Origin of the sequence: Saccharothrix sp. AJ9571 (assembly GCF_021725495.1) — a bacterium.
Classification (GTDB): Bacteria; Actinomycetota; Actinomycetes; order Mycobacteriales; family Pseudonocardiaceae; genus Amycolatopsis; species Amycolatopsis magusensis.
In genome coordinates this window covers 6,303,580-6,319,357 of sequence record NZ_CP091382.1, presented here as the reverse complement: position 1 = coordinate 6,319,357, position 15,778 = coordinate 6,303,580, and the positions used below count along the sequence as shown (strand labels likewise).

14 protein-coding genes are annotated in these 15,778 nt (G+C 71.4%); 12 read left to right on the top strand and 2 right to left on the bottom strand.

Annotation, left to right across the window (positions count from 1 at the left end):
• Nucleotides 1-95 precede the first annotated feature (95 nt).
• Genes L3Q67_RS29260 through L3Q67_RS29250 form a run of 3 tightly spaced genes read left to right on the top strand, consistent with a single transcriptional unit; the run spans nt 96 to nt 4,419 of the window.
• Nucleotides 96-992, top strand: coding sequence for an alpha/beta hydrolase (locus L3Q67_RS29260; protein ID WP_499191673.1), 897 nt, complete (start codon nt 96-98; stop codon nt 990-992).
• Entirely contained in the window at nt 992-2,716 is a 1,725-nt protein-coding gene (locus tag L3Q67_RS29255; protein ID WP_499184649.1) for an ABC transporter ATP-binding protein, read from the top strand. Before L3Q67_RS29260 ends, L3Q67_RS29255 begins: the two co-directional genes overlap by 1 nt.
• On the top strand, nt 2,713-4,419 hold the full coding sequence (locus L3Q67_RS29250) for an ABC transporter ATP-binding protein (RefSeq protein ID WP_499184648.1): 1,707 nt from the start codon (nt 2,713-2,715) through the stop codon (nt 4,417-4,419). Before L3Q67_RS29255 ends, L3Q67_RS29250 begins: the two co-directional genes overlap by 4 nt.
• A 7-nt stretch (nt 4,420-4,426) precedes the next feature.
• Here L3Q67_RS29250 and L3Q67_RS29245 read toward each other — a convergent pair whose 3' ends face one another.
• Entirely contained in the window at nt 4,427-5,380 is a 954-nt protein-coding gene (locus L3Q67_RS29245) for an NAD(P)-dependent alcohol dehydrogenase (RefSeq protein ID WP_499184647.1), read from the bottom strand.
• Nucleotides 5,381-5,468: 88 nt separating this feature from the next.
• Between L3Q67_RS29245 and L3Q67_RS29240 the strand changes: the two genes are divergently transcribed.
• The 3 genes from L3Q67_RS29240 (at nt 5,469) to L3Q67_RS29230 (ending at nt 8,200) form a co-directional block, all read left to right on the top strand.
• Entirely contained in the window at nt 5,469-6,116 is a 648-nt protein-coding gene (locus tag L3Q67_RS29240) for a TetR/AcrR family transcriptional regulator (RefSeq protein ID WP_499184646.1), read from the top strand.
• Nucleotides 6,117-6,239: 123 nt separating this feature from the next.
• Entirely contained in the window at nt 6,240-7,001 is a 762-nt protein-coding gene (locus L3Q67_RS29235; protein WP_499184645.1) for a class I SAM-dependent methyltransferase, read from the top strand.
• Between the two features lie 440 nt (nt 7,002-7,441).
• Nucleotides 7,442-8,200 (top strand): AfsR/SARP family transcriptional regulator, encoded by a 759-nt coding sequence (locus tag L3Q67_RS29230; protein WP_499184644.1) that lies wholly within the window; start codon nt 7,442-7,444, stop codon nt 8,198-8,200.
• A 10-nt stretch (nt 8,201-8,210) separates the two neighbouring features.
• Here the strand turns inward: L3Q67_RS29230 and L3Q67_RS29225 are convergent, their stop codons facing one another.
• Nucleotides 8,211-9,674 carry an acyl-CoA carboxylase subunit beta gene (locus L3Q67_RS29225; RefSeq protein ID WP_499184643.1) on the bottom strand — a complete coding sequence of 488 codons (1,464 nt, stop codon included), beginning with the start codon at nt 9,672-9,674 and terminating at the stop codon, nt 8,211-8,213.
• Between the two features lie 163 nt (nt 9,675-9,837).
• On the opposite strand from L3Q67_RS29225, the gene L3Q67_RS29220 reads away from it, so the two are divergent.
• The 6 genes from L3Q67_RS29220 to sbnB all read left to right on the top strand — a co-directional run bounded on the left by L3Q67_RS29220 (nt 9,838) and on the right by sbnB (nt 15,772).
• Nucleotides 9,838-10,089, top strand: coding sequence for an acyl carrier protein (locus L3Q67_RS29220; RefSeq protein ID WP_499184642.1), 252 nt, complete (start codon nt 9,838-9,840; stop codon nt 10,087-10,089).
• Nucleotides 10,090-10,095: 6 nt separating this feature from the next.
• On the top strand, nt 10,096-11,343 hold the full coding sequence (locus L3Q67_RS29215; protein ID WP_499184641.1) for a beta-ketoacyl-[acyl-carrier-protein] synthase family protein: 1,248 nt from the start codon (nt 10,096-10,098) through the stop codon (nt 11,341-11,343).
• Nucleotides 11,340-12,437: a beta-ketoacyl-[acyl-carrier-protein] synthase family protein gene (locus L3Q67_RS29210; protein ID WP_499184640.1), complete on the top strand. Its 1,098-nt coding sequence runs from the start codon at nt 11,340-11,342 to the stop codon at nt 12,435-12,437. Before L3Q67_RS29215 ends, L3Q67_RS29210 begins: the two co-directional genes overlap by 4 nt.
• Nucleotides 12,434-13,174: a Rossmann-fold NAD(P)-binding domain-containing protein gene (gene fabG / locus L3Q67_RS29205; RefSeq protein ID WP_499184639.1), complete on the top strand. Its 741-nt coding sequence runs from the start codon at nt 12,434-12,436 to the stop codon at nt 13,172-13,174. Before L3Q67_RS29210 ends, fabG begins: the two co-directional genes overlap by 4 nt.
• A gap of 32 nt (nt 13,175-13,206) precedes the next feature.
• Nucleotides 13,207-14,571: a preATP grasp domain-containing protein gene (locus L3Q67_RS29200; protein ID WP_499184638.1), complete on the top strand. Its 1,365-nt coding sequence runs from the start codon at nt 13,207-13,209 to the stop codon at nt 14,569-14,571.
• 154 nt (nt 14,572-14,725) lie between these two features.
• Nucleotides 14,726-15,772 (top strand): 2,3-diaminopropionate biosynthesis protein SbnB, encoded by a 1,047-nt coding sequence (gene sbnB / locus L3Q67_RS29195; protein WP_499184637.1) that lies wholly within the window; start codon nt 14,726-14,728, stop codon nt 15,770-15,772.
• Nucleotides 15,773-15,778: the final 6 nt, after the last annotated feature.

Here is a 15,778-nt window from a genome sequence, read left to right as displayed (position 1 = left end):
ATCCGGAGGGTAAGCGACGATCGGCGCGCGAACCAGGCCGGATGCGCGACGCGCGGCGGATGATCCCGGCGGCGCCGACCGGCAGGATCATCGGCATGGATCCCGAACTCGAAGCGTTCCTCCCGCTCTTCCCCAAGGCCGACCTGTCCGATCCGGTCACCGCGCGTGAACACTTCGCCAAGCTGGCCACCTCGGTACCGGCTCCCGACACCACCGGCATGGACGTGGAGGACCGGACGGTGCCCGCCGACCCGGCCGTGCCGGTGCGGATCTACCGCCCGCACGAGGCCCACGGCGCGCTCATCTGGCTGCACGGCGGCGGGTTCGTCATGGGAGACGTGGAAACCGAGCACCCGTGGGCCTCCCGCGTCGCGCACAACTCCGGTGCCGTGGTGATCTCCGTGGGCTACCGCCTGGCCCCGGAGAACCCGTTCCCGGCCGCGTTCGACGACGCCTACGCGGTGCTCAACTGGGCGTACGAGAACGCGGGCGAACTCGGCATCGACCCGGAGCTGATCGCGGTCGGCGGGCACAGCGCCGGTGGCGGGCTCGCGGCCGCGACGGCGTTGCGGGCGCGTGATGAGCAGGGGCCGCCGATCCGCTTCCAGCTGCTCAACCAGCCCGGACTCGACAACTCGCAGCAGTCGTGGTCCGCGCGGAACTTCACCGACACGCCCTGGATGAACCACGACAAGGTGACCGACGCGTGGCGGCACTACCTCGGCTCCCAGCCCGCCACGCCGTACGCGGCCCCGGCGTGCGCCGAAGACCTCACCGGCCTGCCGCCCGCCTACATCGCCACCGCCGAGCTGTGCCCGAACCGCGACGAGGACATCGCCTACGCGCAGCGCCTGCTGCAGGCGGGGGTTTCGGTCGAACTGCACCAGTGGGCGGGCACCTTCCACGGCTCGCAGGCGATCCTGTCGGCCGAGGTGTCACAGCGGCAGAACGCCGAACTCGGCGCCGTGCTGCGGCGCGCGCTGGCCGGCTGATGGCCACCGTGACCGGGCTCCTGCGCCCGTTCCGCCGGGATTTCGCGGCCGTGGCCGGCTTCCAGGTCATCGGCGCCGTCGCGGGGCTGGCGCCGCTGCTGGCGGTCGTCGAACTGGGCCGGGTGCTGCTCTCCCCCGGTCCGGTCGAGTCCGGTCCGGTGTACTCCGCCGTGGTGTTCGGCGCGGTGGGCCTGTTCGTCCGGCTGGTGTTCACCGCCGCGTCGGCCGGGATCGGGCACCTGCTGGACGGCCGGGTGCAACTGGCCTTCCGGCGGCGGCTGGCCGAGCGGCTGGGGCGCGTGCCCATCGGCTGGTTCTCCCGGCGGCGGACCGGTGAGCTGGCGAAGGTGGTGGGCGAGGACGTCGGTGCCGTGCACCCGTTCCTCGCGCACGCCCCCGGCGAACTGGTGGCCGCGTTCGTGGTGCCGCTGGTCTCGCTGGTCTACCTGTTCGCGGTCGACTGGCGGCTCACGCTCATCACGCTGATCCCCGTGGTGCTGGCGGTGGCACTGGTGCCGCTGATGATGACGCCGTCCCGCCTGCGCGAGCAGGCGGAGTTCGACGAGGGCATGGGGCGGATCTCCGATTCGGTCGTCGAGTTCGTCCAGGGCATCTCGGAGGTCAAGGCGTTCGGCGGGGGCGAGCGCGCGCACCGGGAGTTCCGCGGCGCGGTGGACGGGTTCGTCGCCACCTTCAACCGGTGGGTGCACGGGATGGCCGGGCCCGCCGCCGGCATGCAGCTGGCCCTGTCCCCGCCGTTCGTGCTGCTGGTGGTGCTGATCGGGGGCACGGTGCTGATCACCTCCGGTGGCCTGGCCCCGGCGGACCTGCTGCCGTTCCTGGTGCTGGGCCTGGGACTCACCGCGCCGGTGGCCGCGCTCGGCCACGGTTTCGACGAACTGCAGGCCGCCCGGCGCGCGGTCGGCCGGATCCGGGACGTGCTCGAGGTGGAGTCGCTGCCGGAGCCGGAGAACCCGGCCGTGCCGCGGGGACACCGCGTCGAACTGCGGGACGTCCGGTTCGGCTACGACACCGGGCACGAGGTGCTGCGCGGCATCGACCTGGTGCTGGAACCGGGCACGACCACCGCGATCACCGGCCCGTCGGGCAGCGGGAAGTCCACTTTGGTCCAGTTGCTGCCGCGGTTCTTCGACCCGGACCACGGTTCGGTCTCCCTCGGCGGGGTCGACCTCCGCGACCTTCCCAGCGAACAGCTCTACCGGCTGGTCTCGTTCGTCTTCCAGGACGTCCGCCTGCTGCGCGCGTCCGTCGCGGAGAACATCGCGCTGGCGGTACCGGAAGCCGATCCGGACGACGTGGTCCGCGCGGCCCGGCTGGCGAACATCCACGAGCGGATCCTCGAACTGCCACGCGGTTACGACACCGTGCTCGGGGAAGAAGCCGAGCTGTCCGGTGGCGAGGCACAGCGGATCGCCATCGCCCGCGCCCTGCTCGCCGACACACCCGTGCTGGTGCTCGACGAGGCGACCGCCTTCGCCGACCCGCGGACCGAACTGGCCGTGCGCCAGGCCTTGTCCACATCGGATGGTCAGCGGACCGTGCTGGTCATCGCCCACCGCCTGGAAACGGTGGCCGGCGCCGACACCGTGGTGCTGCTGAAGAACGGGTCGATCGCCGAACGCGGCAGCCCGGCCGAACTGCTGGCGCGTGGCGGGGAATTCGCCGCGTTCTGGCGATCCCACCAAGGAGAAGAACTCGGATGATCCGACTGCTGCTGCGTGTGCTGGGCCACGAGTACGCCAAGCCGGTGCGCCGCACCGTCGCGCTGATGACCACGACTGCGATCGCCGAAGGCCTGGCCTGCGCGCTGCTCGTCCCGGTGCTGCGGGCGCTCTTCGGCGGCGATCCCACGGCCGCGTGGCCGTGGCTGATCGCGTTCGGCGGCGCGGTCGCGGCCTACGCGGTACTGCGCTTCCGCAGTGATCTGGCCGGTTTCCGCTCCGGGACCACGCTGCTGCGGGGCATGTACCACCGCCTCGGCGACCACCTGGCCCGGCTGCCCATCGGCTGGTACGACGCCAAACGCGTCGGCGAGTTGTCCGTGACGGCCGGTCCCGGGGTGCTGCAGGCGATGGGGGTCATCGCGCACCTGCTGTCGCCGTTCATCTCCGCCTGCGTGACCCCGCTGACGATCGTCGCCGTGATGCTCGCCGCCGACTGGCGGCTCGGGCTGGCCGCGCTCGTCGCCGTGCCGATCGTGGCGGTGATCCAGGTCCGGACGGGACGCTCGATGGCCGCCGCCGACGCCGAAAACGCCGCACGCGGGCACGAGGCCACCGGGCGGGTCATCGAATTCCTGCAGGCGCAACCGGTGCTGCGGGCCGGTGGCCGGACCACCGAACGGTTCCGGCTGCTCGACGACTCGCTGCGGGAGGTGCAGCGCGCGGGCCGCCGGTCCACGCTGGCCGCACTGCCCGGCGTGGTGGGCCTGACGCTGGTGGTGCAGGTGGCGTTCACCGGGCTGCTGGCACTCGGTGCCCTGCTCGCGCTCGGCGGGGACATCGGCGCGGCGGAGGTGCTGGCGATCCTGGTGCTGGCGGCACGCTGCGCGGATCCGCTGCTGTCGTTGTCGGACATCGGCGGCAAACTGCGCGGTGCGCGGTCCGAACTGGGCAGGCTCGACGAGGTGCTGCGCACCGAACCCCTGCCGGAACCCCGCACGCCGCTCCAACCGCGGGGCCACGCGCTGGAGTTCGATTCGGTGGTCTTCCGGCACGGCGACCGGACGGTGGCCGACGGGCTGTCGCTGTCCGTCCCGGAAGGACAGCGGCTCGCCGTGGTCGGGCCGTCGGGCGGGGGCAAGAGCACCCTGCTGCAGTTGCTCGCGCGGTTCTACGACGTGGACTCGGGCGCGGTGCGCGTGGGCGGGGTGGACGTGCGCTCGATCAGCACGGAGGCGTTGATGGCGCGGATCGCCATCGTCTTCCAGCGGGTCTACCTGTTCGACGGCACGATCGAGGAGAACGTGCGCCTCGGCCGTTCGAACGCGACCGAAGCCGAGGTGCGGGAAGCCGCGACGGCGGCACGGCTGGACGAGGTGATCGAGCGGCTGCCCGGCGGCTGGTCGGCGAAGGTCGGCGAGGGCGGCGCCCTGCTGTCCGGTGGTGAACGCCAGCGGGTCTCGATCGCGCGGGCACTGCTGAAGGACGCGCCGATCGTGCTGCTCGACGAGGTGACCTCCGCGCTGGACCCGGTGAACGAAATGGCCGTCCACGAAGGGATCGAGCGCCTGATGGCGGGACGGACCGTGGTGCTGGTGGCCCACCGGCTGCGTACCGTCCGGCGGGCCGACCGGGTCGTCTTCCTCGATCGCGGCCGGATCGTGGAAGCAGGCACGCACGAGGACCTGCTCCACGCCGGCGGTCGCTACGCCGATTTCTGGGAACTCACCACGGCGGCACCGTGAGCCGCGCTCAAGCCACGGTGATGACCAGCTTCCCCCGGATGCCGCCCGCTTCGAAGTCCCGGTGCGCTTCGGCGATTCCGGCCAGCGGGTAGGTCCGGTCCACCACCGGTTCGATGTCCCCCGCTTCGGTCAGCCGCGTCAGCTCCGCGAGCAGGTCGTGGCGGGGGTCGCCGCTGAAGGCGTGCACGCGGCGGTCGAAGACGGTGGTGACCAGCAGGGCACCTGCCGAACGCAGGACGTGGGCACTGTCGAAGGTGATCGCCACCATCCGGCCCGTGGGTGAGAGCAGCCGCCGGAAGTCGGCGAGCCGCGTGCCCACGGTGTCCAGGACGACGTCGAACCGGCCGAGGTCTCCCGGTGCGGTGGTGGAGTAGTCCAGTGCCTCGTCCGCACCGAGCCCGCGCACGAAATCCAGGTGCTTCGCCCCGGCCAGTGCCGTGACGTGCGCGCCGTAGGCACGGCCCAGTTGCACCGCGAGACTGCCGACCCCGCCCGCGGCGCCACGCACCAGCAGCCGTTCACCGCTGCCGAGCCGGGCCTTGTCACGCAGGGCGGTGAGCGCGGTCGTACCGGCGCCGGGAAGCGCGCCAGCCCGCACCAGGTCCAGTCCGGCGGGGGCGAGGGCCGGGCGATCGGCGGACACGGCCACGTATTCGGCCGCGGTGCCGAAGGTCCGGCCCAGCACCCCCCACACCCGGTCCCCGATCGCGAATTCCGAAACACCGTTTCCCAGCGCGGCCACCTCACCGGCGAAGTCGACGCCCACCCGCTTCGGGAAACCCCGGCCGGTCACCGCGCTCACCGCACGCAGTTTTCCCGCCCGGACGGTGGTTTCGCCACCGTTCACACTGGCGGCGTGGACGCGGACCAGCACTTCACCCGCCCGGGGAACGGGGGTGGGCACAGTTCCGGCGTAGAGCACTTCGGGACCGCCGTACCGGTCGTACAACGCTGCGCGCATTTTTCGTTTCCTCTCTCGGACCGTCGTCGCTGCCCCAGCCAACGCGCTAACCGGACGCAGATTTCCACTTGACGCTAAGGTGAGAGACATGCGTGCCGATTCCCCTCACAAAGCACCCGCCGCGCCCCCGTTGCGCGCGGACGCGCGGCACAACCGCACCCGCATCCTGGCCGCGGCGCGGGAGGTCTTCGCCGACCGCGGGCTGGACGTGCCGATGGCCGCGATCGCCCGCCGGGCCGGGGTCGGCGTCGCCACCCTGTACCGCCGGTTCCCGACCAGGGAGGCGCTGATCACCGAGGTGTTCACCGACCAGCTGGTCGGCTGTGTGTCCGTTGTGGACGAAGCACTGGCGGACCCGGATCCGTGGCGCGGGTTCCGCACGGCGGTGGAGACGGTGTGCCGCATGCAGATCGCCGACCGCGGGTTCACCGGCGCGTTCCTGACCGCCTTCCCCGGCGCCGTGGACTTCGACCGGGCCCGCGGGGACGCCGAACGGGGGCTCGGCGAGCTGATCCGCCGCGCGCAGGCGACCGGGAAGCTGCGTCCCGAGTTCACCAGCACCGACCTGGTGCTGCTGGTCATGGCCAACGGCGGGGTGGCCGCCGAGCTGGCGGGCCGGCCGGCCGCCGTGGTCGCCGCGGCCTCCGGGCGGCTGGTGGCCTCGATGCTCGCCGCCTGGCAGACCACGCTCGATCCACTGCCGCCCGCACCCCCGTTGACCCTTCACCACATCTAGGCACATCCCGATGCGGAAAAACCCCGCACCCGGCCCGGCGGAGGGGTATCCGCAGCGGCCCGCGCTTCCTCCTGTGTGAGCTGGGATGCTGGTGGTCCACCCGGCGGAAGTGGGGGCAGGTGCGTGTTCGACTACGACGCCGAACTGCGGCGGTACCAGCGACGGCTGAGCGCGGCGCTCGACATCGGGGCCGAGGACAGGGTGCTCGACATCGGCTGTGGTGGCGGGCAGACCACCCGGGCGGCCGCCGGGCTGGCGAGGGCGGGCAGCGCGCTCGGCGTCGACACCTCATCGGCGATGGTGGCGCACGCGCGCCGGCTCGCCGCGGCGGAACAGCTCCGCAACGTGCGCTTCGAGCAGGCGGACGCGCAGGTCCACCCGTTCCCGCCGGGCGGGTTCACCCTCGGGATGAGCCGGTTCGGCACGATGTTCTTCACCGATCCGGTCCGGGCGTTCACCAACATCGGCCGCGCGCTGCGACCGGGGGCGCGGCTGGTCCAGCTGGTCTGGCAGGCCGGTGACCGGCAGGAATGGGTGGCCGAGATCCACCGGGCGCTCGGCGGCGAGGCTCCGGCGAACGACGCCGGCGCCTTCTCACTGGGTGATCCGGCCACGGTGGAGGGTGTGCTGACCGCGGCCGGGTTCACCGGCGTGCACCTCACCGACCTCCGCGAGCCCGTCTTCTACGGCGCGGATCCCGAGGCCGCCGTCGAAGCCGTGCTCGTGTTGCGCATGGCCGATCCGCTGCGCCGCCTCGACACCGCCGAGGCCGGACGCGCCCGCGACCGGCTGCGCTCCACCATGGCCGGTCATTCCGGCGCCGACGGCGTCTGGTTCGACTCGCGAGCCTGGCTGGTCACGGCCCGGCGAGCGGCCGATTCCTGAACGAAGACATACGGAGAGTGTGCCGGGCGCACTTTTCCCCGTCGCGCGGACGGCCCTTTACCCGGGGGCCCGAACCTGCTTCGTGAACACCATTAACCTACCGGGCCGATCGCTTATTGCGTACGCTTCGCCGTGCGCGACAAATTGATTGGTGCGGGTAGAAATGACGGCAAATGCGCGGGGGTAGGTCTAGCACCACCATCGTCGGTGGTACTACTACCACCTATTCATCCCACAACGGAGCCATTCCAGGATATGACCGGTCCGGCGGTGCCGAGCAGCGGGACATTTCCGGCCTACCCGCAGGTAAGTGCGCCATTTGGTCCAAATGGAGGTACCTCGTATTTATTTCCCCTGCCACCATCTTGACTAATTTTCAAGCAGGCGCGCGGAGCGGCGGGAGTCCGGGCGCCCTCGCTGACGATGGGGGAACAACTGGAATGGAAATCGATCTGCTCGGCTCGCTGTCCTTAACCCACGGCGGGCGAAGATACGGGGTCGGCTCACGCAAGGTCCGCACCGTGCTGGCCCTGCTGGCGCTTTCCCCGGGAAAAGCACTGTCCCTGGAGCAACTGTCCGACGAGCTCTGGGGTGAGACCTCCATCGCCAACTCGCGCAACGCGCTGCAGGCCAACATCGCCCGTCTGCGCAAACTGCTCGAATCGGTCACCGGGCAGCCCGGCGAGGAACTGGTCCGCACGGTCAGCGGCGGGTACCTGCTGGACGTGCCGCCGGATTCGGTGGACACCAGCCGCTTTTTGACCCTGTCCCGGCGCGGCGCCGGGCTGGTGGAGTCCGTACCGCAGGAGGCGATCGAGCTGCTCCGCGAATCCCTGCTGCTGTGGCGGGGTGGCGCGCTGCTCGACGTGCTCGACGGCTCCCGGTGCCGCTCGGCCGCCGCGCACCTGGACGAACGACGGCTCACCGTGCAGGAGGACCTGATCGCGGCGAGGCTGGCGGTCGGCGACGAACGCGGCGTGGTGCACGAACTCCGGCAACTGGCCGCCGAGAACCCCGGCCGGGAGCGGCTCAGCGAGTACCTGATGCTCGCGCTGTACCGCACCGGCAGGCAGAGCGAAGCGGTGTCGGTGTTCCACCGCACCCGCGGCTGGCTCGGCACCGAACTCGGCCTGGAACCCGGCCGCACCATGCGGCAGCTCTACCAGGCGATCTTGGTGCAGGACCGGGTGCTCGACTAGCAACGGTGATTCACTGCGGCAGGTTGTCGTGGCGGTAGCGGTGCTGCATGCCTCGCGCACGGGCGCGCAGCACCGTGCTCACCACCTGCCGGGTGCGCTCGGGGGTGATCACCTCGTCCACCGACAGCCTGCCCGCCGCCACCTCCGCGCTCATCACCGTCGACCGGTACCGCTCGATCAGCTCGTCGCGGCTCGCCGGGTCGGCGGCGAGCTCCCGGCGGTGGATGACGTCGACCGCGCCTTCGGGTCCCATCACCGCGAGTTCCGCGGTGGGCCAGGCGAACACCGCGTCCGCACCCAGCGAGCGCGAGTTCATCACGATGTACGCCCCGCCGAAGGCCTTGCGCAGCACCACGGTCACCCGGGGCACGGTCGCGTTCGCGTAGGCGTGCAGCAGTTTGGCGCCCTTGCGGATCACCCCCGCCGATTCCTGCGCCGTTCCCGGCAGGAATCCGGGGGTGTCCACCAGGGTCAGCATCGGCAGCCCGAAGGCGTCGCACATGCGGACGAACCGGGCGGCCTTCTCGGCCGAGGAGATGTCCAGCGTGCCCGCCCGTGACCGGGGCTGGTTGGCGATCACGCCGATCGGCGTGCCGTCCAGCCTGGCGAAGCCGATCACCACGTTGCGGGCGAAGTCCGGCTGCAGTTCGAGGAAGCTGCCGCCGTCCACGATCGCCCTGGCGACCCCTCGCACGTCGAAGGTCAGCCGCGGGTTCGACGGCACGTCGGGCATCGGCTCGGGCTCGCGGGACATCGCCACCGGCGCCGGCTCCCAGCAGGAGGCGGGCAGGTAGCCGAGCACGCGGCGGGCCAGCGCGAAGCCCTCCGCCGCGTCCGCGCACTCCAGGTGCACGACGCCGGATCGCCGGGTGTGCACGTCGACCCCGCCGAGTTCCTCGGGGCCGACGTCCTCGTGCGTCACCGCGTGCACCACCCGGGGTCCGGTGAGGAACATCCGCGCGCCCCGGCGCATGATCACCACGTCGGTCAGCGCCGGGGAATAGACCGCGCCACCGGCGCAGGTGCCGAGCACCACGCTGACCTGCGGCACCTTCCCGGACAACGCGACGTTGCGGGCGAAGATCTCGCCATAGCCGTCGAGCGCGCCGACACCCTCCTGGATACGGGCGCCACCGGAGTCGAGCAGGCCCACCACGGGCACCCGCGAGCGGTCGGCGTGATCGAGCACCCTGGTGATCTTGCGGGCGTGCGTCTCGCCGAGCGACCCGCCGATCACCGTGGGGTCCTGGGCGAACAGCGCGATGTCGCGGCCGTCGATCCGGCCGATCCCGGTGACCACCCCGTCGCCCGGCGGCCGTTTGGCGGCCATGCCGAAGCCGGTGGCGTTGTGCCGGGCGCGGCTGCCCAGTTCGACGAACGAGCCGGGGTCGGTGAGCGCGAGCACCCGCCCGGTGGCGTCGCGGGAATCCAGCGGCGGCAGCTCCGGGACGAGGTTCGTGACGTCCTGACTCATGCGCCGAGCGTGCCGGGTGTGGTTGACCGGTTGCTGACAGTTCACCGACGCCGCCGGCCTGTCAGCGCCCGGTCAGGCGCCTGTCACCGGATCCGCATAGCTTCCGTCCTGCACCATCCTGACCTTTTTCTTGCCAGTCAACACTTTCCTACCGGGAGCCCTCATGACGACGGCAGTCTCCGCACGTATGGACCAGATCCGGACGATCGTCTGCGAGCACCTGGAGCTCGAACCCGACCAGCTGACCGAGACCAGCCTGTTCGTCGAGGAGCACGAGGCGGACTCGCTGGCGCTGATGGACGTGCTCGCCGCGCTGGAGCGCACCTTCGGCGTCAGCATCGACCAGGCGCAGTTCTCGCGGATGACCGACCTGCGGAACGTGTACGGGGTCGTCGCCGAATCCGCGCGCTGGTAGGCCCGGATGCCTTCGCAGCCAGCCGATCCCGGCCGCCGGGTGGTGATCACCGGACTCGGGGTGGTCTCCAGCATCGGCACCGGGGTCGCCGAGTTCAGCGCCGCACTGCGGGCCGGGCGCAGCAACGTCCGGCCGATCAGCGTGTTCGACACCACCGGGTTCGAGCACGTGAACGGGTGCGAGGTCACCGATTTCGAGCCGGAGCGGTGGATCCGGCAGATCGACTTCGAGGAGCTCGGACGGGCCAGCCGGTTCTCCACCGCCGCGGCGCGGCTCGCGCTGGCGGACTCCGGGCTGTCGCAGGAGGCGCTGGCCGAGGCCCGCTGCCTGATCTCGGTGGGCAGCACCGACGGCGAGTCGCACGAACTCGACCAGCTGGTCTCGATGGAACTGAACGGCGGGCCGGAGTCGATGAGCCCCCGGCTGGCCCGGCGGATCTCCGCCGGCAGGCTGGCCACTTCGATCGCCCGCGAGCTCGAACTGTCTAATGTGGAGACATCGACCATCGTCACCGCCTGCTCGGCGGGCAACTACGCGATCGGCAACTCCTTCGACGCGATCCGCTTCGGGGACGCCGACTACGCGCTCTGCGGTGGCGCGGACGCGGTGTGCCGCAAGACCTTCACCTCCTTCTACCGGCTGCGCAGCATCGCACCGGACTGCTGCCGCCCGTTCGACCGCAACCGGATGGGCATCCTCACCGGTGAGGGCGCCGGGATCCTGCTGCTGGAAAGCCTGGAGTCCGCGACGGCCCGCGGCGCGAGGATCTACGCCGAAGTGCTCGGATACGGGCTTTCCTGCGACGCGCACCACCCGGTCGCCCCGCACCAGGGCGGCATCGCCCGGTGCATGGAACTGGCGCTGGCCAACGCCGGGGTGAAACCCGGCGAGGTGGACCTGATCTCCGCGCACGGCACCGGGACCAAGGCCAACGACCTGACCGAGACCGCCGCGATCCGCGACACCTTCGGCGAGCGCCCGCCCCGCGTGGTGTCGATGAAGTCCATGCTCGGGCACACGATGGGCGCGGCGAGCGCGCTGGCCGCGATCGGCTGCTCGGTGGCGATCACCGACCGGTTCATCCCGCCCACCATCAACCACGTGGAAACCGATCCGGAGTGCGCGATCGACTGCGTGCCCAACACCTCGGTGGAAGCCGACCTGCGGATCGTGCAGAACAACGGCTGGGCCTTCGGGGGCAACAACTCCGTGGTGCTCTTCGGCCGCTACGACGGACAGGCGGTAGGGGTATGAGCACGACGACGGCGCCGGTCATCTCGGCGTGGACGGCGATCTCGCCGTTCGGCCCCGACCGGGCCTCCTTCGCCGAAGGGGTCCGGACCCGGCGGGTGGCGACGGCCCCGCCGGATCCGGATCGCTGGTCGCGGGTCCCCGAAGCGGTGGCGGGCACGGTGCCCGGCTTCGAGCCGCGGGAGTTCCTCGGCAACAAGGGCACCAGAGCGATGAACCGGGTCAGCGGGCTGACCGTGGTCGCGGCGCGGAACCTGCTGGCCGACCTCGAAGTTCCGCCGGGCGCGGCCCGTGACGACATCGGCTTCGTGCTCGGCACCACCACCGGCAGCGCCCAGAGCATGATGAACCTGACCAGGGCGTCGCTGACCGGGGACAAGCCCGATCACGTCGAACCCGCCGCGGTACCCGGCTGCGTGATGAACTGCGCCGCCGGGCAGGCCGCGATCTGGCACGGGCTGAAGGGCCCCAACGCCACCATCGCGGCCGGGCGCACCACCGGGCTGCAGGCGCTGGACTACTCCCGGCGGCTGCTGCGCACCGGCCGCGCCGCCCGGGTGCTCTGCGGCGCCGCCGAGGAGTACTCCCCCGCCCGCTCCTGGGTGGAACACCACCGGCGCGGCGGCCCGGCGACCGCGATGGGTGAAGGCTGCGCGATGTTCCTCCTCGAGCCGGCCGATCAGGTCCCGGCCGGGCGGACCGTGCTGGCCACCCTGGCCGGTTCGGACTCGCGGATCTGCCTCGACGGGTACCTGCCCGGCGCGATCACCGCGGCGGTGCGGTCGATGCTCAAGCGCGCCGGCGTCGGCGCCCACCGGGTGTGGGCGGCGACCGGCGGCGACTTCCTCGACACGAACGGGAACGCGGTCGAGTCGGCGGTGTTGCGCGAGTTGTTCGGCGACGAGGTCGTCGATCGCGTCCCGGACAGTGGGCTGATCGGCGACACCTCGTCGGCGACGGCGTTGTTCCAGCTCGCCGCCGTGCTCAGCGTGGCGGAGGGCGCCGAACGCGGCGACCGCGACCACGCCGTGGTGACGGCCGTCGACGACGACGGTTCGGTGGCCTGCGCGTTGTTCGAACTCGGGGGGTCACGGTGAACGCGCCGAAGGTCGCACTGGTCAGCGGCGGGTCCCGGGGCATCGGCCGGGCCGTGGTGCTGCGTCTCGCGCAGGACGGGTTCGACGTGGCGTTCTGCTACCGCGGCGACGAGAACGCGGCCGAGACGCTGACCAAGGAGGTCCGCGAACTCGGCGGACGGGCGGTCGGCACCAAGGTGGACGTCACCGATCACGAGGCCACCGCCGCCTGGATCGACCGCACCGCGGGCGAACTCGGCCCGCCGGAAGCGGTGGTCACCTCGGCGGGCATCACCCGGGACGGCTCGCTGGCGCTGATGCCGGAGCCGGACTGGTCGCAGGTGCTGCGGACCAATCTGGACGGGGTCTACCACGTCTGCCGTCCGGCGGTGTTCCGGATGATCAAGCAGCGGGCGGGAAGCGTGGTCACCCTGTCCTCGGTGTCGGGCGTGCACGGGAACCCGACGCAGACCAACTACTCGGCGTCCAAGAGCGGGGTCATCGGGTTCACCAAGGCGCTGGCGAAGGAGGTCGGCCGGTTCGGGGTGCGGGTCAACGCCGTGGCACCCGGGTTGATCGACACCGACATGATCGGCCAGATGGGCGAGCAGGCCAGGGAAAAGCTGCTGCGGACCATCCCGCTGCGCCGGTTCGGCCAGGCCGAAGAGGTCGCCGAACTGGTGTCCTACCTGGTTTCCGGACGGGCCGCCTACATCACCGGAAGCGTGTTCGAGATCAACGGCGGCCTGGTCGTCTGACGGCCCCGCCACCCCCATCGCGAGAGGCCGAAATGGACACTGGAAACCCCGCCTTCATCCCCCGGCTCAAGACCGCCGTGCTCGGCTCGGCCGAACCGCCGCTGGTCTTCCTCGGCAACTTCGAGGTCGAGGAGCACTGGGCGGCCGACGAGCAGGGCCTGCCGCGGGTGTCCGCCGCCGGTGGCACCGCGGTGGTCAACAGCATGGACGAGTTCGCGCTGCTGCTCGGCGGCAAGGGCGATCACGTGGTGCTCAAGAACGCCCCGGAACCGGCGTACCACGCCTACCTCGCCGATCTCGGGCTCGACCTGCCGGAGGTCCACGTCCCGGTCGTGTCCGACCCGGGGCGCAACGTCACCGAGGACGCGCTCGCCGATCCGGCACTGGTGCGGGAGCTGGCCGAGCTGGCCTCCGGCGGCGCGCACCTGCTCGCCCACGGCGTGTCCACTTTGGAGGAAGAACTGTCCGCGCGGACCGGGATCCCGCTCGCCGCTCCCCCTGCCGCGTTGTGCAAGGCGGTCAACAGCAAGGTCTACAGCCGTCGCCTGGCCGACGAGCTGGGGATCCGGCAGCCGGGCGGCTGGGCCTGCGACACCCTCGACCAGCTCGCCGAAGCGGTGACCGCGGCCGGGAAGGTGCTCGCCGACGGCTCGCAGGTGGTGGTGAAGGAGGCGTTCGGCGTCTCCGGCAAGGGCATCTCCGTGGTCAACGGGGAGAAGCGGCTGGACAGGCTGCGCCGGATGATCGACACCACCGCGCGGCGGGCCGGGCGGGAGCGGATCGCGTTCGTCCTCGAGGAATGGGTGGAGAAGAAGGCGGACCTGAACTACCAGTTCACCGTCGGGCGGGACGGGACCACCCGGTTCGACTTCGTCAAGGAGGCGATCACCGAGGGCGGAGTCCACAAGGGACACCGCTTCCCGGCGCGACTCGACGAGGAGCAGGTGCGGACGCTGGAGCAGACAGCCGCGCTGCTCGGCGCCCGGCTGGCCGAGGACGGTTACTACGGCGTGGTCGGGGTCGACGCGCTGGTGGAGCCGGACGGCGGGCTGTTCCCGGTGCTGGAGATCAACGCGCGCAACAACATGTCGACCTACCAGGTGGTGCTGCAGGAGCGGTTCGTCGACCGGGGTCAGTTCGCGATGGCCCGCCACTACCCGGTGCGGCTGACCTCGGCGCTGCCGTTCGACCGCCTCCGCGACGCCTTGGGCGAGCTGCTGTTCGATGGCGTGGGCAGTGGCCTGCTGGTGAACAACTTCGCCACGGTGAACGCCGGGGCCGGCGCGGAACCCTTCGCCGGTCGGCTCTACGGGCTGCTCATCGCCACCACGGAAGCGGAACTGGCCGAACTGGACACCCGGATCAGCGCCGCTCTCGCCCCCCTGCTAGCCCCCTGAACCGATCTTCCCAACCACCACGCGAGGTCGCGCCGGTCTCCGGAGTGGGGCGCGACGGGCCGCCCAGCGGCACGGCGTGCCCCACTCCGGAGACCGGCTCAAAGCGACCTCGCCCGCCGTGCCGAAGGCACGGCAGACAACACAGGAGATTTTCATGAACGAGATCGACTCGGTGCCGGAGTTCGCGGTGGTGTCGGGGGCCCAGGTGCACCAGGTGCTCGCGGGTCAGGAGAAGTCGCTGGTGGAGCTGGTCGAATCGGCGTACCGGCTGCACGGGGCGGGGCACACGGTGAATCCGCCGTCGTACTTCCTGCGGTTCCCGGATCGGCCGTCGTCGCGGATCATCGCGTTGCCCGCCTCGCTCGGTGGTGAGCGGGGGGTGGACGGCGTCAAGTGGATCTCCAGCTTCCCGGAGAACGTGGCCGCCGGGCTTCCCCGCGCCTCGGCGGTGCTGGTGCTCAACGATCAGGCGACCGGTTATCCGCTGGCGTGCATGGAAAGTTCCATCATCAGCGCCACCCGCACGGCGGCTTCGGCGGCGCTGGCCGCGGACTGGCTCAGCCGGGTCCGGGGCCGTCCGCGGCGGATCGGTTTCGTCGGTACCGGCCTGATCGCCCGCTACGTGCACACCTTCCTGGCGGGCACCGGCTGGGAGTTCGAGGACGCGGGCGTGTTCGACCTCAGTGCCGCGCACGCGGCCGGTTTCCGCGACTACCTGAGCGCCTCGGGCCAGTCCGGAAGCACCACGGTCACCACGCACGAAACCGCGGAGGACCTGATCCGCGCGAGCGACCTGGTCGTCTTCGCCACCGTCGCCGGGGAACCGCACGTCCACGACGTGAGCGCCTTCGATCACGCGCCGCTGGTGCTGCACGTTTCGCTGCGGGACCTGGCCCCGGAGGTCATCCTCGCCTCGGTCAACGTGGTCGACGACGTCGAGCACTGCCTCAAGGCGAACACCTCGGTGCACCTGGCCGAGCAGGCCACCGGCGGCCGGGAGTTCCTCTCCGGCACCCTGCACGACGTGATGACCGGCGAGTTCACCCCACCCGCCGGGCGCCCGCTGGTGTTCTCGCCGTTCGGGCTCGGCGTGCTCGACCTCGCGGTGGGCAGGCACGTGCTGGACGAGCTCCGCGCGGCCGGTGAGCTCCACACCGTCGCCGACTTCTTCTTCGAACTAGACCGGTACGGCAAGCGGTGACCCGGG